Raw genomic sequence first — 25,868 nt, 5'->3', positions numbered from 1 at the left:
CGACTCCTCCGCCGCCCGCCGGCGTCTGAGCCCCGGCCGGCCGGTTCCGGTCGCAATCGTTGTCGCCTCGGGCCGCCGCAGCCGACAGTTACTGCGACCGGAACACCGCCGCCCGGCAGAAACTGCGACCGGAACGGCATCCGGACCGGCATCCGACACGAGCGTCAGCGCGGCGACAGCACGAGCAGCTCGCCGACCTCGCAGCCGAGGGCGTCGCAGATCGCCCGCAGCGTCGAGTAGCGGATCGCGCGGGCGCGGTCGTTCTTCAGCACCGACAGGTTGACGATGCTGACGCCGACCAGCCCGCTCAGCTCGGTGAGCGTCATCCCGCGCGCCGCGAGCAGCTCGTCGAGTCGGCAGTGGATGCCGGTGAACTCCTCGTCGTTCTCGGCCGGACTCACACCAGTCCCTCCGTCTCCTTCTGGAGGCGTGCGCCGCGCCGGAACACGATCACGAGGACTCCCACCGCGATCGCCGCGACGAACAGCGGGATGCCGTCGCGGAGGAGCAGCCAGCGATCGTCGCCGAAGTCTCCGCCGAGGGCGGCGAACACCCCGTTCAGTCCCATGCTCTCGAACCAGGGTCCGATCAGCCCCGCGGCCAGCAGCCCGATAGAGGTGGCGAAGGTGAGCCGGGTGTTGAGCTGGTCGAACACGACGCCGCTCAGCAGGCGCTGGCAGACGATCACGGCGAGCACGGCGACGGCGATGAGGCACACCGCCCGGAGTGCGATCGCGAGCACGAGCGAGACCACGCTGACCGTGTTCACCCCTTCGACGACGAGGGTGGCCATGTCGGTCGTGCCGGGAGCTCCGTCGCCGATCGCCGCCGTGATGGTCTGAGCGGGCACAGGCGCCGTCACCGTGACGGCACCCGCCGTGCTGAACAGCTCGACCAGCCGGCGCACGGCGTCGTACACGAGCACTCCGATCGCCAGCGCGCCTACGATCATCGCGGTGAAGAGGTCGTTGCGGTCGGCCTTGGCCTGCCGGGCCTGCTTCGCCATATCCTTCGTCATCACACCAGTCCTTCCGTCTCGCGCTGCAGTCGGTCGCCGATCACGAACACCGTGCCGATCACCGAGACGATGAACGCGGCGAGGATGAAGGTGAACGGCTCGACGGTGATGACCGCGTTGTTCAGGGCGTTGTCGGTGACGACGTTGACGGTCGCGTTTGCGAGCATGTTGTCGAAGAACTGCACGGCGGCGAATCCGAGGAGACCCGTGATGCCGGCCGTCATCACGAGGGCGGTGTTCCGGCGGTTGAAGACCGTGCCGGTGAGGATGCTGCGCGCCAGCAGCAGCAGACATGCGATCACGACGATGATCGTGAGCATCTGGATGACCTGCCCGATGATCCCGGGCACGGTCGCGATCGGCGGCAGGGCGTCGGCCGTGATCGAGGCGCGATCCAGTTCGAGGGTGACGTTCGCGCCGTCGGCGCCGAGCGGTGCCTCGACGGGCTGATCCGCGAACTCGATCATCACCGGCACGCCGACGCCCGACCCGAGCGTGATGATGCGGATGATCGAGGCGACGGTGATGTTCGCCGCGATCGCGGCGCCGGCGATGCAGAAGGCGACGAGCCCTGCCCTGTCTCCCCGGGTCAGCGTTCCCTGCTGCTTCGGCGCGTGCTTCTCGGCGTTCATCCTCATCTCTCCTTTATCGATAGTCGTTGTTAGCGATAAACGATAAATTATCGACTGTCGATACGTTCGTCAACCCCGGGTGCCGCATCCGGCCTCTCCGCGGCCGGGAAAGGCCCCCGCGTCACGCCCACGGCGAACACGGGCATACACCGCCCGGGCGGTGGTTACTCTCGATGTACAAGCGCAGATCGCCGTCTTTGACGTAGCGCTTCGCCCCAGTGCGAATAAGGAGTCACAGCATGTTCGAGAGATTCACGGACCGAGCCCGTCGAGTGGTCGTCCTCGCCCAAGAAGAGGCGAAGATGCTCAACCACAACTACATCGGCACCGAGCACATCCTGCTCGGCCTCATCCACGAGGGCGAGGGCGTCGCCGCCAAGGCGCTCGAAAGTCTCGGCATCTCCCTCGACGCGGTGCGCGAGCAGGTGCAGGACATCATCGGCCAGGGTCAGCAGCAGCCGACCGGCCACATCCCGTTCACGCCGCGCGCCAAGAAGGTGCTCGAGCTGAGCCTCCGCGAGGCCCTGCAGCTCGGCCACAACTACATCGGCACCGAGCACATCCTGCTCGGCCTCATCCGCGAGGGCGAGGGCGTGGCCGCCCAGGTGCTCGTCAAGCTCGGCGCCGACCTCAACAAGGTCCGCCAGCAGGTCATCCAGCTGCTCTCGGGTGCTCCGGGACGCGAGCCGGCATCCGTCGGTGCGCAGACCAACGACACCCCGAGCGCGCAGGGCGGCTCGCAGGTGCTCGACCAGTTCGGTCGCAACCTGACCCAGGCCGCGCGCGACAACAAGCTCGACCCGGTCATCGGGCGCGAGAAGGAGGCGGAGCGGGTCATGCAGATCCTCTCCCGTCGCTCCAAGAACAACCCCGTCCTGATCGGCGAGCCCGGCGTCGGCAAGACCGCCGTCGTCGAGGGCCTCGCGCAGGCGATCGTCAAGGGCGATGTGCCCGAGACGCTGAAGGACAAGCAGCTCTACTCGCTCGACCTCGGCTCGCTCATCGCCGGTTCCCGCTACCGCGGCGACTTCGAGGAGCGCCTGAAGAAGGTCACCAAGGAGATCCGCACGCGCGGCGACATCATCGTCTTCATCGACGAGATCCACACCCTCGTGGGTGCGGGTGCCGCCGAGGGTGCGATCGACGCGGCCAGCATCCTGAAGCCGCTGCTCGCCCGCGGCGAGCTGCAGACGATCGGTGCGACCACGCTCGACGAGTACCGCAAGCACTTCGAGAAGGATGCTGCGCTCGAGCGGCGCTTCCAGCCGGTGCAGGTGAACGAGCCGACGCTGCCGCACGCGATCAACATCCTCAAGGGGCTGCGCGACCGCTACGAGGCGCACCACAAGGTGCAGATCACCGACGGCGCCATCGTGGCCGCGGCGAACCTCGCCGACCGCTACGTCTCCGACCGCTTCCTGCCCGACAAGGCGATCGACCTGATCGACGAGGCCGGCGCACGCCTGCGCCTCAGCATCCTGTCGAGCCCGCCCGAGCTGCGGGAGTTCGACGAGAAGATCGCCAAGGTCCGCGAGCAGAAGGAAGTCGCGTCCGAGGAGCAGGACTTCGAGAAGGCCGCGTCCCTCCGCGACGAGGAGAAGAGCCTCCTCGCCGAGCGTCTGCGCCTCGAGAAGCAGTGGCGTGCCGGCGACGTCGCGACCTCCGCGGTCGTCGACGAGGGTCTGATCGCCGAGGTTCTCGCGCAGGCCACTGGTATCCCGGTGTTCAAGCTCACCGAGGAGGAGTCCTCGCGCCTCGTCTTCATGGAGAAGGCCCTGCACCAGCGCGTCATCGGTCAGGAAGAGGCGATCGCCGCCCTCTCCAAGACGATCCGTCGCCAGCGCGCCGGACTCAAGGACCCGAAGCGTCCCTCGGGCTCGTTCATCTTCGCCGGCCCCACGGGCGTCGGAAAGACCGAGCTCGCGAAGGCTCTCGCGGAGTTCCTGTTCGACGACGAGGCTGCGCTGATCGCGCTCGACATGAGCGAGTTCGGCGAGAAGCACACGGTCTCCCGTCTGTTCGGCGCCCCTCCCGGATTCGTCGGATTCGAAGAAGGCGGCCAGCTCACCGAGAAGGTGCGGCGCAAGCCGTTCAGCGTGGTGCTCTTCGACGAGATCGAGAAGGCCCACCCCGACATCTTCAATTCGCTCCTGCAGATCCTGGAAGAAGGTCGCCTGACCGACGGCCAGGGTCGCGTGATCGACTTCAAGAACACCGTCATCATCATGACCACCAACCTCGGTGCTCGTGACATCGCCGGTGGTCCGGTCGGCTTCCAGATCGAGGGCAGCAACGCCACGACCTACGAGCGGATGAAGGGCAAGGTCAACGAAGAGCTCAAGCGCAACTTCAAGCCCGAGTTCCTCAACCGTGTCGACGACATCATCGTGTTCCCGCAGCTCAACAAGGAAGAGCTGGTGCAGATCGTCGATCTGTTCACCAAGCGCCTCGGCGAGCGTCTGCTGGACCGCGACATGACGATCGAGCTGTCGCTCGCCGCCAAGGAGCGTCTCATCGAGATCGGGTTCGACCCGTCGCTCGGTGCCCGCCCGCTGCGTCGCGCGATGCAGCACGAGGTCGAGGACCGTCTGTCGGAGAAGATCCTGCACGGCGAGCTGACCTCGGGCGACCACGTCAAGGTCGATGCGAAGGACGGCGAGTTCCTCTTCGAGCACGGCCCGCGCGGCGAGAAGGTCGCGGTCGGCATCAACACCGCCGGCGCCGGCATCTCGGGCACTCCCGACCTGGCGATCACCGGCACGGACTGACCCTTCGAATAGTCGGTGGAAGGGGCGGATGCTGCGGCATCCGCCCCTTTCCTGTGCCCGGTCCAGGTGGTGCGGGTTCACGGGTTCTAGGCTGGAGCTGTGAGCGAGTACATCGTCCGACCGGCGCGCAGCGCCGACGTCGTCGGCATCCGGAACCTGCTGCAGCCGCTCGTGGAGCAGCGCATCCTGCTCGGCAAGGACCTGGCGGTGCTCTACGGCTCGGTGCAGGAGTTCATCGTCGCGGAAGCCGACGGCGAACTGATCGGATGCGGCGCGCTGCACGTGATCTGGGAGGACCTCGGCGAGGTGCGCACCCTGCTCGTCCGTCAGGACTGGCTGCACCATGGAGTCGGCCGGGGCATCGTCGACCGTCTCGAGGAGACGGCCCAGGCCCTCGGGCTGTCGCGACTGTTCTGCCTCACGTTCGAGGTCGAGTTCTTCGGCCGACGCGGCTACACCCCGATCGGCGAGCAGGTCGTCGACCCCGACGTGTACTCGCAGCTCCTGCGCAGCGGCGACGCGGGTGTCGAGGAGTTCCTCGACCTCGCGCACGTGAAGCCGAACACTCTCGGCAACACGCGCATGCTCAAGGTGCTCTGACGGCCCGGCATCCGCGCCGACGTTCCATCGGATCGTCCATGTTCTTCCCCGTTCACGCCATGGGGCTCGCCCGGACCCGGCGATAGCTTCGTCGCAGGACTTCGCGTCCTGTCGTCGGATGCAGCACGCCGACGGCACGCGCCTGCACGAAGGATCAACGGATGAACGACGATGTCATCGACGTCGGATCGACCATGGCCGATCACTCGGCCCGGAATGAAGAACGCCGACAGAGCGATCACCGCATCGTTCTTCCGGAGGCGTCGGACGCCCTGCGCGCCGACCTCGATCGCGGTGCCGCGGTCGCGTGGAGCGAGCCGCTGAGCATCCTCACGTACGATGCCGCTGAGCCGAGCATCCACCCGATGTACCTTGACCACCGCGTGTATCAGGGGTCGAGCGGCACCGTGTATCCGATCCCGTTCACCGAGCAGATCGCCGACGAGGGCGTCGTACGCGAGTGGCAGGCGATCCATCTCGAGAACGAGTACGTGCGGCTCGTGGTGCTCCCCGAGCTGGGCGGGCGCATCCACATCGGCTTCGACAAGACCACCGGCTACGACTTCTTCTACCGCAACAACGTCATCAAGCCGGCTCTCGTCGGGCTCGCGGGACCGTGGATCAGCGGCGGCGTCGAGTTCAACTGGCCGCAGCATCATCGCCCCGGCACGTACCTGCCGGTGGAGACGTCGATCGAGAACGGCGACGACGGCTCGGTCACGGTGTGGTGTCACGACCACGACCCGTTCACGCGGATGTCGGCGCAGCACGGCATCCGCCTTCGTGCGGGCAGCTCGGTCGTCGAGCTCGTCGTGCGCCTGCACAACCGCACGAGCGAGCGGCAGTCGTTCCTGTGGTGGGCGAACGTCGCGGCACGCGTGCACGACGACTACCAGTCCTTCTTCCCGCAGGACGTGCGGTACGTCGCCGATCATGCCCGCCGGGCGCTGACCGCGTTCCCCGAGGCAGACCGGCCCTATTACGGCGTCGACTACCCGGCGCTCGCGGCGGAGCACGAGGGCGCCGACCGCATCGACTTCTACCGGAACATCCCCGTGCCGACCTCGTACATGATCGTCGACTCGCACCAGGACTTCTTCGGCGGCTACGACCATGCTGCCGGCGCGGGTTTCGTGCACTGGGCCGAGCGACGGCTGGCTCCGGGCAAGAAGCAGTGGACGTGGGGCGATGCGCCCTTCGGGCATGCCTGGGACGATCAGCTCACCGACGCCGACGGTCCGTACATCGAGCTCATGGCCGGCGTGTACACCGACAACCAGCCCGATTTCGCGTGGCTGCTTCCGGGAGAGACGAAGGTGTTCCGTCAGCACTGGTATCCGATCCCGGCGATCGGGGCGGCGCACCAGGCCACGACGGATGCCGCCGTGCACGTCGAGCGCGGGGCGCGGGTGTCGGCGAGCTTCGCGGTGACGAGCCGCCGTGACGGCGCGACGCTGCGGATCCTCGACGGTGGCACCGTCGTCGCGAGCGCCACGGCCGATCTCGTTCCCGGCGTACCGGTCACCATCGAGACGGAGGCCGCGCCGACCGGCGTGATCACCACTGAACTCGTCACCGCCGAGCTCCTCGCCGCCGACGGCAGCCTGCTCGTGCGGTGGGCGCCGACGGATGCCGCCGAGGGCGAGCCCTGGGTCGCCGACGAGCCGCCTCTGCCCGACGAGATCGACAGCGTCGAAGAGCTCTATCTGACCGGACTCCACCTGCAGCAGAACCGTCACCCCACCCGGTCGCCGCTCCCGTACTGGCGTGCCGCTCTGTCGAGAGATGCCGGCGATGCCCGCACGAACCTGGCGCTCGCGGACCGGGCGTATCGCGCGGGGCGCTTCGAGGTCGCACGTGAGCATGCGCAGACCGCGATCGCCCGCCTGACCCGGCGCAACGCGAATCCGACCGACACCGAGGCGTACTACCTGGCGGGTCTGATCCTCGCGCGCCTGGGCCGCGAGACGGAGGCGCAGCGGATGTTCGGCAAGGCCGGGTGGGACGGAACCTGGGCCGCGGCATCCGGTGTCGAGCTCGTCCGGTCCCTCCTGCGCGCCGGTCAGCAACGGGCCGCGCTGCGCGTGCTCGACACCCTCGACGGGGTCGTCGGCCACGACACCCGGCGCATCGCGCTCCGCGCGCTCATCCTTCGGGCGCGCGGCGATGCGGCGGCGAGCACGGCGATCGCGCGGGAGGCGCTGGTGGCCGATCCCCTCGACGCGACGCTCCGGGTGCTGGCCGGCGATGAGATCCAGGCGGATGCCGGGCTGCTGCTCGACGTCGCTCTCGACCTGAAGCTCGCGGGGGCGCCCGACGATGCCCTGCGTCTGATCGAGGCGGCCATCGCCGCACCGATCAGTCCGGCGGGCAACGTGCGCCCGATCGCGGCGTATGTCGCCGCGGAGATCCATGCGAACCGTGGAGACCTGGATGCTGCGGCGCGGCAACGAGCGCGGGCCCGGGCCGCCGATCTGCGCTGGGCGTTCCCCGCCGGCCTCGACGCGCTGCAGGCCCTGGAGGCCGCTGTCGCGGCGGAGCCGGACGATACCGTCGCCCTGTCTCTGCTCGGGATGCTGCTCTACTCCGTGGGGCGGCGCCGCGATGCGGCCGAGGCATGGAACCGGGCGATCGCCCAGGGCCGCCGCGACCCGGTGCTGTTCCGGAACGCCGCGCTCGCCGCCTACAACGTCGAGCGCGACGAGGCGAAGGCCTGGCGGCTGTACGCGCAGGCGGTCGAGAGCGCACCCGACGACGCCCGCATTCGCTACGAGCAGGATCAGCTGGCCGCACGGCTCGGGCACAGCACGGCGGACCGCCTCGCGGCGCTCCGGCCGGTCGAGGATCTCGTCCTCACCCGAGACGACTTCGCGATCGAGTACGCGCGACTGCTCGTCGCCGCGGGCGAGGCTGCGCGGGCGCACCGCATCCTCCTCACCCGTCCCTTCCACCCGTGGGAGGGTGGCGAGGGGCAGGCGATCGCCACCTGGGACCTCACGCTCGAGGCCCTCGGGCTGCCGCGGACCGACCCGCCGGCGACCCTCGGCGAGGCGCGGGCGGCGTACGTGCCGCCCGTGGCCGTGCGCGATGACGGGGTCACCGACTATTTCGCGACGAGCCTGCCCGAGCTGCTGCTGTTCACGGCTGCCGATGAGGATGAGAGCGAGGACGGCTGAGGATGGCGGTGCCGCTCTCGGGAACGGCGTTCGTGCTGCGCTCCGGATCCTACGAGGCGCGGATCGCGAGCGTCGGGGCGACCCTGCGATCGCTGCGGCACGACGGAGCCGACCTCGTCGTGCCGTTCGCCGAGGACGAGATCCGTCCGTCGATGCGTGGCGCGCTGCTCGCTCCCTGGCCGAATCGGATCGCCGACGGGCGCTACGTGTTCGGCGGCGAAACGCACCAGCTCGTGCAGAACGAGCCCGAGACCCGCACCGCCGCGCACGGGCTCGTGGCCTGGACGGACTTCGCCGTGGTCTCGGCGTCAGCGGATCGGGTCGCGCTCGCCGCGGTGATCGCCCCGCAGCCGGGGTATCCGTGGCGACTGCGCATCGATGCGGAGTTCCATCTCGGCAGCGACGGGCTCGCGCAGGAGATCACCGCCACGAACGAGAGCGCGACCGACGCACCTGTGGGTCTCGGCGGGCATCCGTACCTCGTGGCGGGGGAGGTTCGCGAGCGCGGCATCGGCGATCTGACCCTTGCGCTGGATGCCGAGCGGATCCTGCTCGTCTCCGATGATCGGCTGCTGCCCGAGCGCACCGTGTCTGTGGCCGACGCCGCGGCGGGCGGCCGCGACTTCCGGGAGCAGCGGCGCATCGCGGGCGCCGAGATCAACCATGCGTACACCGGGCTCGGTCGACCGCAGGGTCTGGCGTCGGCTCGCGTGCTCGCCGACGACGGCACAGGCGTCGAGATCGAGTGGGATGCCCGCTGCCCCTGGGTGCAGGTCTACACCGCCGATCAGAGCGGCGGCGGGGAGTTCCGCAACGGTATCGCCGTCGAGCCGATGACCTGCCCGCCGGACGCGTTCAACTCGGGCCGCGACCTGCAGGTGGTGCCGCCAGGCGGAAGTGCGAGTGCGGGATGGACGATCCGCCGTATCGGTCCCTGATCTGTCACCCCTTGTGCTGCGCGCGGTACGACGTCGGGTTGAGACCGTGCAGGCGCCGGAAATGCCGGGAGAAGTACAGCGGATCGGCGTAGCCGACGGCGGCCGCGATCTCGCGCACGGAGAGCGAGGTCGTGTCGAGGAGATTCCGTGCGTGCGACATGCGCAGCGACGTGTGGAAGGTGGCGGGGCCGCTGCCGGTGGCCTGGCGGAACAGCGCGCTCAGGTGCGACGGGGACATGTCGACGAGGGCAGCCAGCTCGCTGACCTGGATGTTGCCGTCGACCCGCGCCTCCAGATAGCGCATGGCGCGCTCGAGCGCGGATCCCTCGCTCGGCAGGATGCTGTCCGCGGCGATGCGCGTGAGCAGGTTCCACGCGATGCCGGATGCCATGAGCAGCTGCGGCGGGGAGAGCCGGCGCTCGAGCGTGGAGACGAGCTCGTCGAAGAGCGCCACGACGCGATCCATCGCGCGCAGCCTCGTCACCGGACTCTGCCGTCCGAGGGTCTGCGCCGTGAGCTCGGCGGCATCCGTCCCGCGCACGTGCACCCACCAGATGGTCCAGGGATCCTCCTCCGACGCCTCGTAGACGTGCGGCGCACCCGCGGCGATCGCGATCGAGGTGGACGCGGTGAGCGGATGCACCTCGCCGGCGATGGTCACCGTTCCGCGCCCTGCGACGCAGAGCAGCACGACCGTCTCGGGGCAGCCACGCGGGCGGACGCGCAGGTGACCGCGCGCCTTCGGGAAGTACCCGGCATCCGTCACCAGAAGGCGACGGGTGCCGGCGGCGCCGAGAGCCGTCTCGACCTGAGGGCGGGGCAGCACGCAGAGGCGCTGGTGCTCGAACCCCTCCATCCGGTAGTGGGGTTCCGATGGGATAGGCGTCTCGTCCATGAGGCCTCGCAGAAGAATGACAGGTGGTCCGGCCGTGTCGACAGGCCGGTCCTGCCAGGGTAACCGCAGAATGGCGGCGGAAGGCATCGTGCTCCTCCGCACTCCGTTTCCTCGGGCCAGAGAAAAGTCCATATGTTCCGTGAGATCGTCCTCAAGCGACGCACGACGATCGATGTACGTTCGATCTGTTCCACACAGCATCCGGCCCCACAGCCGGCCATCGCACGAAGACGAAGGAGTCTCAATGTTCGCCACACGCAGCCGCCTCTGGGCGCGAACTGCCGCCGGCGGGGTCGCCGTCCTGGCTCTCGCCGCCCTCACCGCCTGTTCTTCCGGCATGGAGTCGGCGGAGCCCGCCGCCGGTGACAAGGGTCCCTCCGACGGCCCGCTCACCATCGCCCTGATCCAGAAGCAGGGCGACCAGCAGTACTTCATCGACGAGGCCGACGGCGCCAAAGAGGCCGCGAAGGCCGACGGCGATGTCACGATCAACGTGGTCGACGTCAGCACCGACTCCAACAAGGCGATCTCCGAGGTCGAGGCCGCGATCGCACAGGGTGTCGACGGCATCATCATCGTCGTTCCCGACACGCAGATCGGCCCGCAGGTGATCCAGCTCGCGACCGACGCCGGCATCCCGATCATGGCCGCCGACGACCCGATCGTCGACGCGAAGGGCGCCGCCGCCGCGTTCACCGGCTTCGACGGCACGTCGATGGGCGAGAAGGTCGGCGCCGACGCCGCGCGCCTCTACCAGGAGGCCGGATGGGCGGCCGCCGACACCCGCATCCTCTCCGCGTACAAGCAGGACCAGCCCAACTGCGTCGAGCGCGTCGACGGCGCCGAGGCCGCCTTCTCCGAGGCCGTCCCCGACGGCCCGGAGGTGATCGAGGTCGGCACCGACAACTCCGCCACCGACGCGCAGGACAAGGCCGGTGCCGTCATCACCGCCAACGCCGGCGTGAAGCACTGGGTGGTCTGGGGCTGCAACGACGAGAACGAGACCGGCGTCGTGACGGCGCTGCAGAACTCCGGCATCGCCCCGGCCGACATCATCGGCGTGGGACTCGGCGCCTACCTGACCTGCAAGGACTGGAACGCCGGACAGGAGACGGGCAACAAGTCCGCGCTGTTCATCTCCGGTGTCGAGGTCGGCAAGGCCGCGGTCACCTCGATGGTCGATCTGCTGCGCAACGGCACGGAGCTGCCGCCGAAGACGGTGGCCAACACCGAGATCGTCGACGCCTCCAACTGGGAGGAGAAGGGCGTCGTCTGCACCTGACGCTCTTCCGGGGACGGCCGCAGCGCGGCCGTCCCCTCCGTCCGCGATCACGCATCGTCATCACGCATCGTCATCACATCCACGAGAGGTACGCATGACTGAGCAGGCCGCAGCGCTGCGGGCGCACGCGATCACCAAGTCGTTCGGTCCCGTCCACGCCCTCCGCGGCGTGGACCTCGAGCTCCGCGCCGGAGAGGTGACCGCCCTCATGGGCGAGAACGGCGCGGGCAAGTCCACGCTCCTCAAGATCCTCGGCGGCGACTACCGGCCCGACGGCGGCGAACTCCTCCTCGCGGGAGCGCCGGCCGACTTCTCGGGTCCGGCGGATGCTCGGGATGCCGGGTTGCGCGTGATCGCCCAGGAGCCGGAGATCGTCCCCTGGGTGTCGGTCGCCGAGAACATCTACATCGGCGCCCTCGGCGCCGTGGGCTTCCGTCGCGGGCAGCTCGAGCGCACCGCGACCGACGAGCTGCGGCGCTGGGGCTTCGACCGGGTCATCGATGCCCGGACGCTCGGCGCCGACCTGTCTCCCGCGCAGCGTCAGATCGTCGAGATCATGCGCGCCGTGATCGCGAAACCCCAGGTCATCTGCTTCGACGAGCCCACCTCGTCGCTCGGCGACGAAGAGGTCGGGCTGCTGTTCGCGCTGATCCGCCAGCTGAAGGCCGACGGCGTCGCCATCGGCTACGTGTCGCACCGGATGGGCGAGATCTTCCAGCTCGCCGACCACATCACGGTGCTGCGCGACGGAGCGTACGTGGGCACCAAGGCCGTGGGGGAGACCGACCACGACGAGCTCGTGCGCATGATGGTCGGGCGCGACCTCACCCAGTTCTTCCACCGCGAGGCGGCCGCCCTCGGCGACGTCGTGCTCGAGCTCGCCGACGTGACCAACGACCACGTGCAGGACATCTCGCTCACGGTCCGCGCCGGAGAGGTGGTCGGCGTCGCCGGCCTCGTCGGCGCCGGCCGCAGCGAGCTCATGAAGACGATCGCCGGCGACCTCCTGATCACCGGCGGTGAGATCCGCATGCACGGAGCCGTGCGACGATTCCGCAGCCCGCAGGACAGCATCCGCGCCGGCATCGGGTTCGCGCCCGAGGAGCGCAAGGCCGAGGCCCTGCTGCTCGATCGCAGCGTGCGCGACAACACGGCGCTCGCGGTGCTCCGGTCGCTCTCGCGATGGATCTTCGTGAAGGACTCCGCGGAGTCGGCGCTCGCCCAGAGCTACATCGAGTCGCTGCGTATCCGGACCCCCAGCCCCGAACAGCTGGTCGGGCGCCTGTCGGGCGGCAACCAGCAGAAGGTGGTGCTGGCCCGCTGGCTCGCCACGAAACCGAAGCTGCTGCTGCTCGACGAGCCCACCCGCGGCATCGACGTCGGAGCGAAGGCCGAGATCTACGCGATCATCGACCGCCTCGCCCACGAGGGGGTCGCGGTCATCGTGGTCTCCAGCGAACTCCCCGAGGTGCTCGGCGTCTCGGACCGCATCTATGTCATGGCCCACGGGCGCATCACGGGAGAGCTCCCGCGCGCCGAGGCAACCGAAGAGAGCATTCTCGCGCTCGCGATGGACGAGGAGGTCGCCGCATGAGCGACGAGACCAGGAAGAACGACGCCATGAAGGACGGCGCCGTGAAGACGGCGACCACGACCATGACCGCCCCCGGTCCGACAGCGGCAGGAGCGTCGCCGCTGAAGCGACTGATCGGCGGCGTCGGGGCGCAGAACATCTCGCTCATAATCGCGATCGTCCTGGTGGTCGCCGTGATCGGGCTGCAGAACCCGCTGTTCTTCAGTGTCGGCAACCTCAAGGTCATCGGCACGGCCATCGCGATCATGGGCCTGCTCGCCGTGGTGCAGACCATCGTCATCATCCTCGGCGCCCTCGACATCTCGGTCGGGTCGATCGCGGGCCTCACCTCGGTGACGTCGGCGATGCTGTTCACCGCCGCAGGTCCCGCGGTGGGCGTGGCCGGTGCGATCGGCATCGGCATCCTCTGCGGTCTGGTCAACGGCTGCATCATCGTCTTCGGGCGCGTGAACCCCGTCATCGCGACCCTCGCCACGCTGGCGGCGTTCAAGGGCGTCGCGCAGCTGATCTCCGACGGTCGAGCGCAGGGCTACACGGGCGCCGATCCGTTCTTCGTCTTCCTCGCCCGCGGCGGCGTCGCCGGCATCCCCACGCTCATCCTCGTGCTGCTCGTCGTCGCGCTGCTCGCGCACATCGTGCTGCGGTACACCTCGTGGGGCCGCAACATATACGCGGTCGGCGGCAACAACATCGCCTCCCGTCTCGCGGGCATCGACATCAACCGCTACATCATCGGCGTCTACATGGTCACCGGTGCGATCGCCGCGATCGCCGGCATCCTGATCACCGCCCGAACCGGATCGGGTCAGCCGATCTCCGGCTCGGAAGGTCTCGAGCTGCAGGCGATCACGGCGGCGGCACTGGGCGGCGCGGCGCTCAAGGGCGGCAAGGGCACCATTGCCGGCACGATCCTCGCGGTGATCCTGCTCGGCGTGCTCACGAACGGCATGACCATCCTCGGCGTCAACACCTTCTGGCAGAACGTCGCCCAGGGTGCGCTCCTCGTGATCGCGGTCGTGATCCAGCAGCTCCGGTCCGGCGAGCGTCGTATCGGAATTCCGGGCTGATCGTCCGGTCGGTCGCCGGTCGATCACCCGGTCGATCGCTTAGCCTGGAGGCATGCCTCGTCACTCCGCCGCCGTCTATCGTCGGCGACGACTGGTGCTCCTGATCGGTCTGATCCTCGGGGTCGCCGTGATCGGCGTATCGGTGTGGCTGCTGATCTCGCGACCGTGGGCGAGTGCCGACGCGGGGCCCGCGCCGACCAGCTCTGCGACGGCGTCGAGCACCCCGTCGTCCACACCCACGGCGGGCACGGAATCGCCGGCGCCGACGCCGTCGGGCGAAGCGACCCCGGCGATCGTCGCGTGCGCGGCGAAGGACATCGAGGTGACGGCCGTCTCCGACTCCGACACCTACGCGGCCGGCGTCACGCCCCAGCTGTCCATCTCGCTGACGAACAAAGGCACCACGGACTGCACGATCGACGTGGGCTCGACCACCCAGGTGTTCACGGTCTCGAGCGGCTCCGACGTCTGGTGGCGTTCCACCGACTGCCAGGAGAACCCGAGCAGCATGATCGCGACCCTCGCCGCGGGCACCACCGTCACCAGCAAGGAACCGGTGATCTGGGACCGCACGCGCTCGAGCGTCGAGACCTGCGCGGCTGAGAACCGCCAGCGGGCCCCGGGTGGCGGATCGTCGTACCACGTCGAGGTCTCGATCGGCGGGTTCACGAGCCTGACGACGAAGCAGATCCTGCTCTACTGATCGCGTACGCGCAGCTCGACCCGTAGCACCGTGTCCTCCCGGTGCGGCATCATCCGTCGTAGGGGTGTATCTCGCACCGACACAGGAGGACCCTCATGCGCTACATGATCAGCATCTTGACCGACGACGACGCCCGACGGCAGTGGGAAGCCGACGGTTCCGTCTTCCACGACGCCCACCGGGCGGTCGCCCTGGAGCTGCAGGAATCCGGTGAGCTCGTCGACTCCAACGAACTCGACCAGGAGGATGCGACGGTGATCGGCACCTATCGCGGGCAGCCGATCACCACACGCGGGCCGTTCACCGAGGGCGCCGAGATCATCGGCGGGTACTACATCGTCGACGTGGTCGATCGCGAGCGGGCCGTGCAGATCGCGCAGCGTCTGGCCGAGACGCGGTACTCGCCGGTGGAGATCCGGCGGCTGATGCACTGAACGGCGATCTTTCGCGACGTGTCCTCTGCGCGTCATCGTCGCCGTCGTACCGACAGAGAACCGATCCGAGAAGGAGAGAGCACATGCAGTATCTGCTGTTCATCGTCAGCGACCCGGCCGCCCCGGAGTACGTGCCCGAAGAAGACAACATCGAGGAGTGGGTGGCCGAGGTCGAGCGCCGCGACGCGTCCTGGACCGGCAGCCGCCTGCGACCGCCGTCCGATGCGACCACGGTGACCGTGCGCGATGGCCGGACCATCCTCACCGACGGGCCCTTCACCGAGACCAAGGAGTGGATCGCCGGATTCGACCTCATCGACGTCGCCGACCTCGACGAGGCCGTCGAGATCGCGGCGAAGCATCCGATGGCCCGATTCGGACGTGTCGAAGTGCGGCCCACGTGGCCGTTCGAGTGATCCGATGAGCGATCCGACCGAGGCCGTGGAGGCGCGCCGCGTGCTCGCCTCCACGGTCGCGGCCGAACGCCTGCGCATCGTGGCGACGCTCATCCGCCGCACGGGCGACTGGGATCTCGCGGAGGATGCGGTGCAGGATGCCGTCGCCAGCGCGCTCACCGCCTGGGCGCAGCGCGGCATCCCCGACAATCCCGGCGCCTGGCTCACCACCGCCGCGAAGAATGCGGCCGTCGATGCGCTGCGTCGCGCCGAGACCCAGCGCCGCACCGCGTCGCGCGCCGCGATCGAGGCGGCCGTCGACCTCGATGTGCAGCAGTCCCCGGCGTCCGCGCCCGATCTGGGCATCGACGCGTTCGGCCTGATGGACGACGATCGGCTGCGGCTGATCTTCACGTGCTGTCATCCCGCCCTGCCCATGGAGGCGCGGGTCGCGTTGACGCTCCGCACGATTGCGGGGCTCGAGGTGGCGGAGATCGCTCGCGCGTTCCTCGTGACCGACGCGGCCATGCAGAAGCGGCTGGTGCGGGCCCGTGCCAAGATTCGTGACGCGGGGATCCCGTACCGCGTGCCGGGTCCGGAGCAGCTGCCCGAACGCACCCAGGGTGTGCTCGCGGTGCTGTACCTGCTCTTCACGGAGGGCTACTCGGGCGGTGCCGAGCTGGTGCGGGTGCCGCTCGCCGAGGAGGCGATCCGCCTCGGCCGTCTTCTCGCGTCGCTCCTGGGGGAGTCGCCACTGCTCCCCGAGGTCCTCGGGCTGCTGTCGTTGATGCTGTTCCAGCATTCCCGCGCGGTGACGCGTCTCGATGCGGCGGGTGACCTGGTGCTCCTGGAGGATCAGGATCGCTCGCAGTGGGACGCGGCCATGATCGGGGAGGGCGTCGCCGCCCTGGCCGCATCCGAATCGGCACGCCGCCGCTTCGACGGGGTCGTCGGGCCGTATCGGCTGCAGGCGGAGATCGCGAAGCAGCATGCGACCGCGTCATCTGCCGAGTCGACCGACTTCCGGCGGATCGCCGAGCTGTACGCTCAGCTCGCGCGGGTGGCGCCGTCTCCGGTCATCGAGATCAATCGGGCCGTGGCGGTCGGACTCGCCGAGGGTGCGACCGCCGGTCTCGCCCTCCTCGACGCGATCGACGACCCGCGACTCGACGCCTATCACCTGCTGCCGGCGGCGCGAGCGGATCTGCTGCGTCGCGCGGGCAGCGATGCCGAAGCGCTGCCGCACTACGAGCGGGCCCTCGAGCTCGCGCCATCCGATCCGGAACGGCGCTTCCTCGCACGGCGGATCGCCGCCCTTCGAGGCGAAGAGAGCGTGTGAGCGTCGAGATGCCTCGTCGACGACGCGCGCGAGCGCTGATCGCGCTCGTCGGGGAATACCTCATCGCCCGTGGTCCTTACCTCCCACTGTGAGTCTCAACGAGCCCGCCGTCTTCGGCGCCCTGCACCTGCCCAACCGCGTCGTCATGGCGCCCCTGACCCGCACGCGCGCCGACGCCGACGGCGTGCCGACCGACGTGATGGTCGAGTACTACCGTCAGCGCGCCGGGGTGGGGCTCATCATCACCGAGGGGACCTGGCCGGCTGCCGAGGGCAAGTCCTACCCGGGGCAGCCCGGCATCGTGACGCCCACGCAGATCGAGGGATGGCGACGCATCGCGGATGCCGTGCACGAGGCCGGCGGCTCGATCGTGATGCAGCTCATGCACGGTGGCCGGGTGGGGCACCCGGCGATCTCCGGCGAGCCGAGAGTCGTGGGGCCGAGCGCGCTCGCCGCCCCGGGCCAGACCCGCACACCCGAGGGCAAGTCCGATCTGCCGGTCGCGCACGCCCTGACCGCCGAGGAGATCCCCGGCGTGATCGAGCAGTTCGCGCAGGCCGCGCGCAACGCGATCGCCGCCGGACTCGACGGCGTCGAGGTGCACGGCGCGAACGGCTACCTCGTGCACGAGTTCCTGTCGCCAGTGTCGAACGTCCGCGACGACCAGTACGGCGGATCGCCGGAGAACCGCGCCCGCTTCGCGATCGAGGTCACCGCCGCGGTCGCCGCAGCCGTGGGAGCGGACCGCACCGGCATCCGTCTCTCTCCCCAGCACAACATCCAGGGTGTGCTCGAGGAAGACGATGCCGACGCGCGCGCGACCTACACCGCCGTCGCCGAGGGACTTGCGCCGCTCGGCCTCGCCTTCGTCGATGTGCTCCAGGCGGAGCCGACCGGCGAGCTCGTGCAGCACCTTCGCCGCACCGCCGGCGCACCCCTCATCGTGAACACCGGCTTCGGCGTCGAGACCACCCGCGCCGAGGCCCAGTCGCTCGTCGCCGACGGGTGGGCGGATGCCGTCGCCGTCGGGCGTCCGGTCATCGCCAACCCCGATCTGGTCGCGCGGTGGGAGCAGGATGCAGAGTTGAACCCGCCCCGCCCCGAGCTGTTCTACGGCTCCACGGCCGAGGGCTACACCGATTACCCGGCGCTCGAGACGGTGGGTGCCGACGCCTGAGCGTCGGAGCCGCACCCCCGGCTCACCGTACTTCGAAGCGAAGAGGGGGTCGTGAGTGCGGAAAGCACCGCCGGAGGGGCGCTGGGATTCGGAATACCTCGCCGTCAGAGGTTTTCTGTACCGGGGGCAGACAGCCGGGTTTCTTTGGGATACCATTGACACGACTCTCCGCACTAGCGGCACATGCCATCCCCAGTGGCGTCGAACTACAGCGTCCCCAGCGCTTCGACATCGCCGTTCGAGAGTCCGAGGGCCCTCTCGAGTACCCCAGTCCCCAATGTGGGACTCGAGAGGGCCCCAATCTTTTTTCCGGACGGGCCTGGCCGCCGACGGATGCCGCGCACCGCCTCGCTCCGCGCGAATAGGCTGGAGTCATGGCAGCGAAGAAGACGAAGGCCGCGAAGAACAAGCCCGCACCGGAGGACTTCCGATCCGAAGCCCTGGCGCAGGCCCTCGAGAAGCAGGACGTCGCCGCCGTCGCCTTCGCGCTGCGCAACGGCACGACCATCGTTCCGCTCATCAAGCCCGGCGCGCGCGACAACCCGCTCGACAGCGGCGAGGTGTGGACGTACCGCGACCCGAAGAGCGGCGACCTCGCGCTGCTGCTCTTCAGCGACGCGAAGAACAAGCCGGCCAACCTCCCGCCGGGGGTGGGCATCTACACCGCGGAGTGGTTGCGGAAGTTCCTCGCGGAGCACCCGATCACGACCGTGTTCCTCGACATCGCCGGTCCGCATCCGATGCAGGCCGATCCGGTCGAGCTGCTGAAGGCCCTCGACGCCTGACGTGGCGTTCGACCTCCCGTTCGCGTCAGAACGGCGGGATGTCGCGCTGCCCGCGGGGTGAGCGGTCGCGGGCCTTGATGTCTTTCAGCGCTCCGACGAGCGTCTTCGAGCGGTCGTCGACGACCTGCTCGTAGCCGAGGCGCGCCGCCTCGGACCGGCGCTGCGCGGACTGGGTCACCGGACGGATCTCGCCGGCCAGGCTGAGCTCGCCCACCGCGGCGACGGTGCGCGGCACCGACGTGCGCTGCACGGACCCCGCGACGGCGATCGCGATGGCTAGGTCGGCGGCGGGCTCGGTGAAGCGCACTCCGCCGACGGTCGACACGTACACGTCGAGGTCGCTGGTCTTGATGTTCGCCCGGCGTTCGAGGATCGCGAGCACCATGGCGACGCGCGAGGAATCGACCCCGTGCACGATGCGCCGCGGGTTCGGTGCGTTCGACGGCACGGTCAGCGCCTGCACCTCGACGGGGAGTGCCCGACGCCCCTCGAGCGAGATCGCCACGCACGTGCCCTCGGCGGTGGACTGCGACAGGAAGAGGCCGGAGGGGTCGGGCACCTCGGAGATGCCGGCGCCCGTCATCTCGAAGCAGCCGACCTCGTCGGTCGGACCGAAGCGGTTCTTGAGCGCGCGGATGAAGCGGAGCGCGGTCTGCCGGTCGCCCTCGAAGTGGCAGACGACGTCGACGAGGTGCTCGAGCACGCGGGGCCCGGCGACCTGTCCGTCTTTGGTGACGTGCCCGACGAGGATGATCGGCAGGTCGCGGTCCTTCGCCACCCGGATCAGTGTGGACGCGACCTCGCGCACCTGGCTCGGCTGCCCCGCCGCGCCGTCGGTCAGCGACGAGGAGACCGTCTGGACCGAGTCGACGATCACGAGCTCGGGCTTCACCTCGTCGATATGGCCGAGGATCGTCGCGAGGTCGGTCTCGCTCGCGAGGTACAGCTCGTCGTGCAGGGCGCCGGTGCGCTCGGCACGCAGTCGCACCTGGCCCGGAGACTCCTCGGCACTCGCGTAGAGCACCCGACGGCCTGACCGCGCCGCCTGTGCGGCGACCTCGAGCAGCAGCGTCGACTTGCCGACGCCGGGCTCGCCGCTGAGCAGGATCGCCGCCCCGGGCACGATGCCGCCGCCGAGGACCCGGTCGAACTCGCCGACGCCGCTGGTGCGACGCGGGGCGTCTTGCGTGGTGATCTGCGTGATCGGCCGCGCGGTGCGTTCGGCGGTCGGCGCAAGAGCCGTCACTCGACGCAGGATGCCGGTCGGCGCGGCCTGCTCCTGCACCGTTCCCCACTGCTGGCACTCACCGCAGCGGCCCACCCACTTCGCCGTCGTCCACCCGCATTCGGTGCAGACGTACGCGGGAGGAGCGGGTTTGCGGGTGGCCATGCAGCCAGGCTATCGCCGGCATCCGACATCCCTATCGCTCCGCGCATTATTCACGGCCGAACAGCTCGATCCGAAACCTCGCCTCTGGGACGATGGAGGCATGCGCAACGGCGGGCCCGTCTGCGGGCCGATCTCGACCTATTCCAGGGTGCAGCTCCTGCACCTGCTGTTCGAGGCGGAGCGTGCGCAGGGACGGGCCGAACTCACGATCGGCGAGCTGTGCGAGGCCACCGGCCTCCACGCCAACACGGTGCGAGAGCACCTGCAGCGCCTCATCGAGGGCGGCTACGTCATCCCGACGATCGAGCACCGCACCGTCCGCGGTCGGCCGCGCACGCTCTATCGGGCGGCGACCGGTGCGCCGGGAGCATCGAGCCCCGTCGCCCGCGACAAGGCGAAGGCGGCCGCCCGCCGCGGAGACCTGATGCGTCGGATGCTGCCCGCCACGGCATCCGCTCTGTCCACGCCCGCGACCTACCAGCTCGACGCGCTCGTCGAGCATCTGGAGGAGAGCGGTTTCGAGCCCGTCGTCGACGACGCGCGGCTCACGGTCGACCTCAGCCCGTGTCCGCACGCGGCCGGCCGACCCGAGGACCGACCGATGCTGTGCCAGGTGCACCTCGGCCTCATGCAGGGCGTCATGAACGAGGCCGGCGGACCTCTGGTCGCCGAATGCGTGCAGGCGTCGGCCGACCCGGCCGACTGCACCGTTCAGCTGATCGACCGCGGGCAGCTGACCGACCGAACAGGAGTCGCGCATGGAATGGCTTGATCCGCTCGTCCTCTCCCGATGGCAGTTCGGGCTGACGACCGTCTACCACTACCTGTTCGTGCCCCTGACGATCGGGATGGCCCTCGTGGCCGCGATCTTCCAGACCGCGTGGGTGCGCACCGGCAAGGTGCAGTACCTGCACCTGACCCGGTTCTTCGGCAAGATCTTCCTCATCAACTTCGCGATGGGCGTCGTCACCGGCATCGTGCAGGAGTTCCAGTTCGGCATGAACTGGTCGGACTACTCCCGATTCGTCGGCGACGTGTTCGGCGCCCCGCTCGCCTTCGAAGGCCTTCTGGCGTTCTTCTTCGAGGCGACCTTCATCGGGCTCTGGATCTTCGGCTGGGACAAGCTCCCGCAGAAGCTGCACCTCGCCACCATCTGGTGCGTGTCGATCGGCAGCATCCTGTCGGCGTACTTCATCATCGCCGCCAACGCCTTCATGCAGAATCCGGTCGGCTACACGTACAACCCCGTCACGAACCGCGCCGAGCTCACCGACTTCTGGGCGCTGCTCACCAACCCCGTCGCCCTCGCCGCCTTCCCGCACACGATCTTCGGCGCGCTCATGTTCGCCGCCGGCGTCGTCATCTCGGTGTCGGCCTGGCACCTCTCCCGCGGCCAGCATTTCGACACCATGCGCATCTCGCTGAAGTTCGGGCTCTGGGCGATGATCTTCTCGACCGCCGGCGTCGTGCTCACGGGCGACCAGCTGGGCCTCGCCATGTACGCCGCGCAGCCGATGAAGATGGCGGCGGCCGAGGCGACCTTCAACACGGTCTGCGGGCCGGATGCCTCGTTCAGCCTGTTCACCCTCGGCACCCCCGACGGCAGCTCCGAGCTGTTCTCCATCCGCGTGCCGTATCTGCTGTCGCTGCTCTCGACCCACACGCTCGACGCCTGCGTGCACGGCATCAACGACCTGAACGCGGAGTACAGCCAGACGTATGCCGACACGGGCATGACCGACTTCGCTCCGATCCTCTGGGTCACGTACTGGGCGTTCCGCTGGATGATCGGCCTCGGCATGGCCGCCGGCCTCGTCGCCGTCGTCGGCCTCTGGCTCACGCGCAAGAGCGCGAAGAAGGAGCCTGCGCAGTGGATGTGGAAGCTCGCGATCTGGTCGTTCCCGCTCGCCCTGGCGGCCAACATCATGGGCTGGGTCTTCACCGAGATGGGCAGGCAGCCCTGGATCGTGTTCGGGCTGATGTCCACCCGCGACGGCGTCTCGCCGGGGGTGACCGGCGTCGAGGTGCTCATCTCGCTCATCGCCTTCACCGCGATCTACGCGACCCTCGCCGTCGTCGAGGTCCGGCTCATCGTCCGGGCTGCGCAGAAGGGTCCCGACACCGAAGAGCAACCCCACGACGAGACGGCCCAGCTGCCGTCGGTCGTCTACTGAGAGGAAGGAGCATCATGGATCTCGCAACGCTCTGGTTCTGGATCGTCGGCTTCCTCTTCGTCGGCTACTTCGTGCTTGACGGGTTCGACTTCGGCGTCGGGATGTCGCTGCCGTTCCTCGGGCGGAACGACGTGTCGCGCCGCCAGGTGATCAACACGATCGGCCCGATCTGGGACCTCAACGAGACGTGGGTCATCGTCGCCGGCGCCTGCCTGTTCGCGTCGTTCCCCGAGTGGTACGCGACGCTGTTCAGCGGCTTCTACCTGCCGCTGCTGCTCATCCTGCTGGCCCTCATCCTGCGGGGAGTCTCGTTCGAGTACCGGCATCAGCGCGAGAGCGCGGCCTGGAAGCGCGGCTTCGACCGGATGATCGTGATCGGGTCGGCCGTGCCGGCATTCCTCTGGGGCGTCGCCTTCGGCAACATCGTGCAGGGTGTCGCGCTGGACGAGAACCACATCTACGTGGGCGGATTCTTCGCGCTCCTGAACCCGTACTCGCTGCTGGTCGGCCTCACGACGCTGCTGGTGTTCTTCCTGCACGGCGTGCTCTTCGTGGCGCTCAAGACCGACGGACAGGTGCACGCCGATGCGCGGCGTCTGGCGAAGATCGCGGCCGTGCCGACGATCCTCGTGGCGGCCGGGACCGTGCTGTGGACGATCGGGATCGCGGCCGACCGTGACGCGCCGCTGCTCGGGCTGGTCGTCGTCGCCGGAGCGCTCGCCGCCGTCAGCCTCATCGCGGCGGTCGTCTTCTCGCTGCGCGGGCGGGACGGCCGGGCGTTCACCGCAGGGGCCGCGACCGTGCTCTTCGCCGTGGTCATGCTGTTCTTCGCCCTGTTCCCGTTCGTGATGCCCTCCACGCTCGACCCGGCGAACAGCCTGACGATCGCGAACGCGTCGAGCACGCCGTATACGCTGCAGATCATGAGCTGGACCGCACTGATCGCCCTTCCGCTGGTCATCGCGTACCAGACCTGGACCTACTGGATCTTCCGGAAGCGCGTCACGCGCTCGTCGATCGAGGCGGCGCCGGCGCACGCATGAAACCCGTCGACCCGCGGCTGCTGCGGTACGCAGGTGCCGCACGGGGCTTCCTCGCGGCATCCGCGCTGATCGGCGTCGTGCAGACGGCCGTGACGATCGCGTTCGCCTGGCTGCTGACGGATGCCGTCACGGGCGCGCTCGCGGGGCGGGACGTCTCCGGCTCGCTGCTGTGGCTGATCGCGGCCGCGCTGCTGCGCGGCATCCTGATCGCGGCGTCGGATGCGGCGGGAACGCGCGCCGCCGCGAAGACGGGGATGCAGCTGCGGTCGGCGCTGATCGCCGCCGTCGGGCGGCTCGGGCCGGGGTGGCTGGCGCAGCGGAACCAGACCGCGCTCGCGGTCACCGCCGGACACGGACTGGAGGCGCTCGACGCCTACTTCGCCCGGTACATCCCGCAGCTCGTGCTCACCGTGATCGCGACCCCGGTCATCGTCGCGGTCATGTGGTGGCAGGACTGGCCGAGCGGGCTCACCGCGATCATCACCCTGCCGCTGATCCCGCTGTTCCTGATCCTCATCGGCATGGCGACGCGCACCGTGCAGAAGAAGCAGTGGCAGACGCTGCAGCGGCTCGCGGCGCGGTTCGCCGACACGGTGCAGGGTCTCTCGACGCTGCGGCTGTTCGGACGGGACCGTCGCGCCGCCGACCGCATCGAGGTCACCGCCGACGAGTACCGGCGCGAGACGATGAAGGTGCTGCGGTTCTCATTCCTCTCCGGCTTCGCGATGGAGCTGCTCGCCTCGCTCGCCGTCGCGCTGATCGCGGTGGCGGTGGGGTTCCGGCTGCTGTCCGGCGACCTGTCGCTCGAGGTCGGGCTGTTCGTGCTGCTGCTCGCGCCCGAGGCGTTCCTGCCGATCCGGCAGGTCGGCGTGCAGTTCCATGCGGCGGCCGAGGGGGTCGCGGCGACCGAGGACGTGTTCGACGTGCTCGATCAGGCGGGGGCCCGGACGCGGAACCGCGTCACTTCGCAGGTCCAGATCACGGATGCAGGTCGAAACGCCGCGGATGCCGCCTGCATCCGTGAATTCGACCTGCAAACCGCCGGCGGAGCGCACCCGGCTGCGAATCTCGTCGTCTCCGGTCTTCGTGTGCGCGACCTGCCGCCCGTCTCCTTCACGGCCGAACCGGGCACCATCACTCTGATCGAGGGCCCCAGCGGCGCGGGCAAGTCGAGTCTGATCGCGGCGCTCCGGGGTGCCGCCGAGTTCGACGGTTCCGCCGTCTTCACCGGCCGCGACGTGCGCGACCTCTCGCCTGCGGCCTGGCTCGCGTGGGCGGGGCAGAGGCCAGGGCTGCTGCGCGGCACGGTCGGGGAGAACGTGGCTCTCGGCGATCCGGAGCCCGATGCCGACGGCATCCGCTCTGCCCTGGATGCCGCGTGCGCCGACACGATCGACGAGGGCCGGATGCTCGGGGTTCAGGGCAGCGGGCTCTCGGGCGGGCAGGCGCAGCGCGTCGCCGTCGCCCGCGCGCTCTACCGGCATGCGACCGGCCCTGACCGGGTGCTGGCGCTCGACGAGCCCTCGAGCGCTCTCGATCCCGAGACCGAGGAGCGGCTCTGGCGTTCGCTGCGGAGGCGGGCGGATGCCGGGGCGACGATCCTGCTCGTCTCGCACCGTCGGTCGGCGCGGGACATCGCCGATCAGGTCGTGGCGCTGGGGGTGAACGCATGACCTCGCTCACCCGCGCGGATCGAGTCCGCGGCATCCTGCGTCTCGCGCAGCCCCCGATCGGGCGGTTCCTGTCCGGGCTGGTCTGGGGCGTGCTCTCGGCGGCCGCCGCGGTGAGCCTGCTCGCCGTCAGTGGATGGCTCATCGTGAGCGCCTCGATTGTCGACTCGCTCGTGCCACTGTCGATCGCGGTCGTCGGTGTGCGCTTCTTCGCGGTGTCGCGGGCCGTGACCCGATATCTCGAGCGGCTGAGCGGACACGACGCCGCGCTGCGGCAGCTCGCGAGCACGCGCTCCGACATGGTGCGTCGTCTCATCCCGCTGTCTCCGGCGGGTCTCGGCGCGACCGATCGCGGGCGGGTGCTCGCCGCGCTCGTCGACGACGTCGAGAATCTGCAGAACCTGCCGCTGCGCGTGGTGCAGCCGCTGGGGGTCGCGGCCGTCGTGGCACTCGGGGCGGTGGCGTTCCTCTCCTTCGTCTCGCCGATCGCCGCGCTCACGCTCGCGGTCTGCCTGGTCGTCGCCGCGGCGGCATCCATCGGTCTGGGATGGATTTTCGGCTCGCGGGCCGAGGCGCTCGTCTCGGCCCGCCGGGCAGATCTCTCGTCGGCCCTCGTCGACTACTTCGGCAGCCTCGACGTGCTCCTGGCCTACGGTGCCGAGGAGCAGGCGCGGGAACGCGTGCGCGACGCGGATGCCGCGCTACGACGGCTCGTCGGGCGCGCGTCGCTCGCGCAGGGCGTGGAGACGCCGATCACCGTGCTGTCGAACGGTCTCGAGCAGTCCGTG

At 69.4% G+C, this 25,868-nt stretch carries 23 protein-coding genes; 18 read left to right on the top strand and 5 right to left on the bottom strand.

The genetic code is table 11. The features are described from left to right. Window positions 1-164: 164 nt before the first annotated feature. The 3 genes from DW306_RS00755 to DW306_RS00745 are packed head-to-tail and all read right to left on the bottom strand — an operon-like array spanning window position 165 to window position 1,650. Window positions 165-401, bottom strand: coding sequence for a helix-turn-helix domain-containing protein (locus DW306_RS00755; RefSeq protein WP_136053746.1), 237 nt, complete (start codon window positions 399-401; stop codon window positions 165-167). Next, window positions 398-1,018 (bottom strand): hypothetical protein, encoded by a 621-nt coding sequence (locus DW306_RS00750; protein WP_136053745.1) that lies wholly within the window; start codon window positions 1,016-1,018, stop codon window positions 398-400. The genes DW306_RS00755 and DW306_RS00750 overlap by 4 nt, the downstream gene beginning before the upstream one ends. Beyond that, window positions 1,018-1,650: a DUF2975 domain-containing protein gene (locus tag DW306_RS00745; RefSeq protein ID WP_168429186.1), complete on the bottom strand. Its 633-nt coding sequence runs from the start codon at window positions 1,648-1,650 to the stop codon at window positions 1,018-1,020. Before DW306_RS00745 ends, DW306_RS00750 begins: the two co-directional genes overlap by 1 nt. Window positions 1,651-1,889: 239 nt before the next feature. On the opposite strand from DW306_RS00745, the gene DW306_RS00740 reads away from it, so the two are divergent. From DW306_RS00740 to DW306_RS00725, 4 genes are all read left to right on the top strand, one after another. After that, on the top strand, window positions 1,890-4,418 hold the full coding sequence (locus DW306_RS00740; RefSeq protein WP_136053743.1) for an ATP-dependent Clp protease ATP-binding subunit: 2,529 nt from the start codon (window positions 1,890-1,892) through the stop codon (window positions 4,416-4,418). Window positions 4,419-4,517: 99 nt separating this feature from the next. Then, on the top strand, window positions 4,518-5,018 hold the full coding sequence (locus DW306_RS00735; RefSeq protein WP_136053742.1) for an amino-acid N-acetyltransferase: 501 nt from the start codon (window positions 4,518-4,520) through the stop codon (window positions 5,016-5,018). A 161-nt stretch (window positions 5,019-5,179) separates the two neighbouring features. Continuing rightward, entirely contained in the window at window positions 5,180-8,194 is a 3,015-nt protein-coding gene (locus DW306_RS00730) for a DUF5107 domain-containing protein (protein WP_136053741.1), read from the top strand. A 2-nt stretch (window positions 8,195-8,196) separates the two neighbouring features. Continuing rightward, complete coding sequence (locus tag DW306_RS00725; protein ID WP_136053740.1) at window positions 8,197-9,132, top strand: aldose 1-epimerase family protein; 936 nt, start codon at window positions 8,197-8,199, stop codon at window positions 9,130-9,132. A 4-nt stretch (window positions 9,133-9,136) separates the two neighbouring features. Here DW306_RS00725 and DW306_RS00720 read toward each other — a convergent pair whose 3' ends face one another. Then, window positions 9,137-10,027, bottom strand: a complete 891-nt coding sequence (locus DW306_RS00720) for an AraC family transcriptional regulator (protein WP_136053739.1) — start codon at window positions 10,025-10,027, stop codon at window positions 9,137-9,139. 244 nt (window positions 10,028-10,271) lie between these two features. Here DW306_RS00720 and DW306_RS00715 point away from each other — a divergent pair, with 244 nt between their 5' ends. From DW306_RS00715 to DW306_RS00675, 9 genes are all read left to right on the top strand, one after another. Further along, window positions 10,272-11,309 carry a substrate-binding domain-containing protein gene (locus tag DW306_RS00715; RefSeq protein ID WP_136053738.1) on the top strand — a complete coding sequence of 346 codons (1,038 nt, stop codon included), beginning with the start codon at window positions 10,272-10,274 and terminating at the stop codon, window positions 11,307-11,309. A 94-nt stretch (window positions 11,310-11,403) separates the two neighbouring features. Then, window positions 11,404-12,903, top strand: a complete 1,500-nt coding sequence (locus DW306_RS00710; RefSeq protein ID WP_136053737.1) for a sugar ABC transporter ATP-binding protein — start codon at window positions 11,404-11,406, stop codon at window positions 12,901-12,903. Continuing rightward, complete coding sequence (locus DW306_RS00705; RefSeq protein ID WP_205814061.1) at window positions 12,900-13,970, top strand: ABC transporter permease; 1,071 nt, start codon at window positions 12,900-12,902, stop codon at window positions 13,968-13,970. Before DW306_RS00710 ends, DW306_RS00705 begins: the two co-directional genes overlap by 4 nt. Window positions 13,971-14,022: 52 nt before the next feature. After that, window positions 14,023-14,673, top strand: a complete 651-nt coding sequence (locus DW306_RS00700) for a hypothetical protein (protein ID WP_136053736.1) — start codon at window positions 14,023-14,025, stop codon at window positions 14,671-14,673. 104 nt (window positions 14,674-14,777) lie between these two features. Then, a complete protein-coding gene (locus DW306_RS00695; protein WP_168429185.1) occupies window positions 14,778-15,107 on the top strand; it encodes a YciI family protein in 330 nt (109 codons plus the stop codon). 83 nt (window positions 15,108-15,190) lie between these two features. After that, window positions 15,191-15,523 (top strand): YciI family protein, encoded by a 333-nt coding sequence (locus DW306_RS00690; protein ID WP_136053734.1) that lies wholly within the window; start codon window positions 15,191-15,193, stop codon window positions 15,521-15,523. Between the two features lie 4 nt (window positions 15,524-15,527). After that, entirely contained in the window at window positions 15,528-16,841 is a 1,314-nt protein-coding gene (locus DW306_RS00685) for a sigma-70 family RNA polymerase sigma factor (protein WP_136053733.1), read from the top strand. Window positions 16,842-16,929: 88 nt separating this feature from the next. Further along, a complete protein-coding gene (locus tag DW306_RS00680) occupies window positions 16,930-18,018 on the top strand; it encodes an alkene reductase (RefSeq protein ID WP_136053732.1) in 1,089 nt (362 codons plus the stop codon). 374 nt (window positions 18,019-18,392) lie between these two features. Further along, the gene (locus tag DW306_RS00675; protein WP_136053731.1) at window positions 18,393-18,803 is read left to right on the top strand and encodes a dehydrogenase; all 411 of its coding nucleotides are present in this window, start codon (window positions 18,393-18,395) and stop codon (window positions 18,801-18,803) included. 25 nt (window positions 18,804-18,828) lie between these two features. On the opposite strand, the gene radA is transcribed toward DW306_RS00675, so the two are convergent. Beyond that, window positions 18,829-20,193 carry a DNA repair protein RadA gene (radA, locus tag DW306_RS00670; RefSeq protein ID WP_136053730.1) on the bottom strand — a complete coding sequence of 455 codons (1,365 nt, stop codon included), beginning with the start codon at window positions 20,191-20,193 and terminating at the stop codon, window positions 18,829-18,831. A gap of 100 nt (window positions 20,194-20,293) precedes the next feature. Between radA and DW306_RS00665 the strand changes: the two genes are divergently transcribed. The 5 genes from DW306_RS00665 to DW306_RS00645 all read left to right on the top strand — a co-directional run. Beyond that, window positions 20,294-20,965, top strand: coding sequence for a helix-turn-helix domain-containing protein (locus DW306_RS00665; RefSeq protein WP_136053729.1), 672 nt, complete (start codon window positions 20,294-20,296; stop codon window positions 20,963-20,965). Then, window positions 20,952-22,367, top strand: coding sequence for a cytochrome ubiquinol oxidase subunit I (locus DW306_RS00660; protein ID WP_136053728.1), 1,416 nt, complete (start codon window positions 20,952-20,954; stop codon window positions 22,365-22,367). Before DW306_RS00665 ends, DW306_RS00660 begins: the two co-directional genes overlap by 14 nt. 14 nt (window positions 22,368-22,381) lie before the next feature. Beyond that, entirely contained in the window at window positions 22,382-23,410 is a 1,029-nt protein-coding gene (gene cydB / locus DW306_RS00655; protein ID WP_136053727.1) for a cytochrome d ubiquinol oxidase subunit II, read from the top strand. Beyond that, complete coding sequence (gene cydD, locus DW306_RS00650; RefSeq protein ID WP_136053726.1) at window positions 23,407-25,083, top strand: thiol reductant ABC exporter subunit CydD; 1,677 nt, start codon at window positions 23,407-23,409, stop codon at window positions 25,081-25,083. Before cydB ends, cydD begins: the two co-directional genes overlap by 4 nt. Further along, window positions 25,080-25,868, top strand: a 789-nt coding sequence (locus DW306_RS00645) for an ABC transporter transmembrane domain-containing protein (protein ID WP_240746994.1), incomplete at its 3' end; no start/stop codon positions are given. The genes cydD and DW306_RS00645, both read left to right, overlap by 4 nt.

Origin of the sequence: Microbacterium sp. K24 (assembly GCF_004794465.1) — a bacterium.
Lineage (GTDB): Bacteria > Actinomycetota > Actinomycetes > Actinomycetales > Microbacteriaceae > Microbacterium.
The sequence above is the reverse complement of the archived record's forward strand: the minus strand, read 5'-3'. Positions and strand labels throughout refer to the sequence as shown.

Coding starts and splice junctions, on each gene's coding strand:
- DW306_RS00740 (WP_136053743.1), top strand. CDS start 1,890: ATGTTCGAGAGATTCACGGACCGAGCCCGTCGAGTGGTCGTCCTCGCC.
- radA (WP_136053730.1), bottom strand. CDS start 20,193: ATGGCCACCCGCAAACCCGCTCCTCCCGCGTACGTCTGCACCGAATGC.
- DW306_RS00730 (WP_136053741.1), top strand. CDS start 5,180: ATGAACGACGATGTCATCGACGTCGGATCGACCATGGCCGATCACTCG.
- DW306_RS00685 (WP_136053733.1), top strand. CDS start 15,528: ATGAGCGATCCGACCGAGGCCGTGGAGGCGCGCCGCGTGCTCGCCTCC.
- DW306_RS00675 (WP_136053731.1), top strand. CDS start 18,393: ATGGCAGCGAAGAAGACGAAGGCCGCGAAGAACAAGCCCGCACCGGAG.
- DW306_RS00725 (WP_136053740.1), top strand. CDS start 8,197: ATGGCGGTGCCGCTCTCGGGAACGGCGTTCGTGCTGCGCTCCGGATCC.
- DW306_RS00705 (WP_205814061.1), top strand. CDS start 12,900: ATGAGCGACGAGACCAGGAAGAACGACGCCATGAAGGACGGCGCCGTG.
- DW306_RS00660 (WP_136053728.1), top strand. CDS start 20,952: ATGGAATGGCTTGATCCGCTCGTCCTCTCCCGATGGCAGTTCGGGCTG.
- cydB (WP_136053727.1), top strand. CDS start 22,382: ATGGATCTCGCAACGCTCTGGTTCTGGATCGTCGGCTTCCTCTTCGTC.
- DW306_RS00665 (WP_136053729.1), top strand. CDS start 20,294: ATGCGCAACGGCGGGCCCGTCTGCGGGCCGATCTCGACCTATTCCAGG.
- cydD (WP_136053726.1), top strand. CDS start 23,407: ATGAAACCCGTCGACCCGCGGCTGCTGCGGTACGCAGGTGCCGCACGG.
- DW306_RS00695 (WP_168429185.1), top strand. CDS start 14,778: ATGATCAGCATCTTGACCGACGACGACGCCCGACGGCAGTGGGAAGCC.
- DW306_RS00745 (WP_168429186.1), bottom strand. CDS start 1,650: ATGAACGCCGAGAAGCACGCGCCGAAGCAGCAGGGAACGCTGACCCGG.
- DW306_RS00700 (WP_136053736.1), top strand. CDS start 14,023: ATGCCTCGTCACTCCGCCGCCGTCTATCGTCGGCGACGACTGGTGCTC.
- DW306_RS00690 (WP_136053734.1), top strand. CDS start 15,191: ATGCAGTATCTGCTGTTCATCGTCAGCGACCCGGCCGCCCCGGAGTAC.
- DW306_RS00710 (WP_136053737.1), top strand. CDS start 11,404: ATGACTGAGCAGGCCGCAGCGCTGCGGGCGCACGCGATCACCAAGTCG.
- DW306_RS00715 (WP_136053738.1), top strand. CDS start 10,272: ATGTTCGCCACACGCAGCCGCCTCTGGGCGCGAACTGCCGCCGGCGGG.
- DW306_RS00720 (WP_136053739.1), bottom strand. CDS start 10,027: ATGGACGAGACGCCTATCCCATCGGAACCCCACTACCGGATGGAGGGG.
- DW306_RS00750 (WP_136053745.1), bottom strand. CDS start 1,018: ATGACGAAGGATATGGCGAAGCAGGCCCGGCAGGCCAAGGCCGACCGC.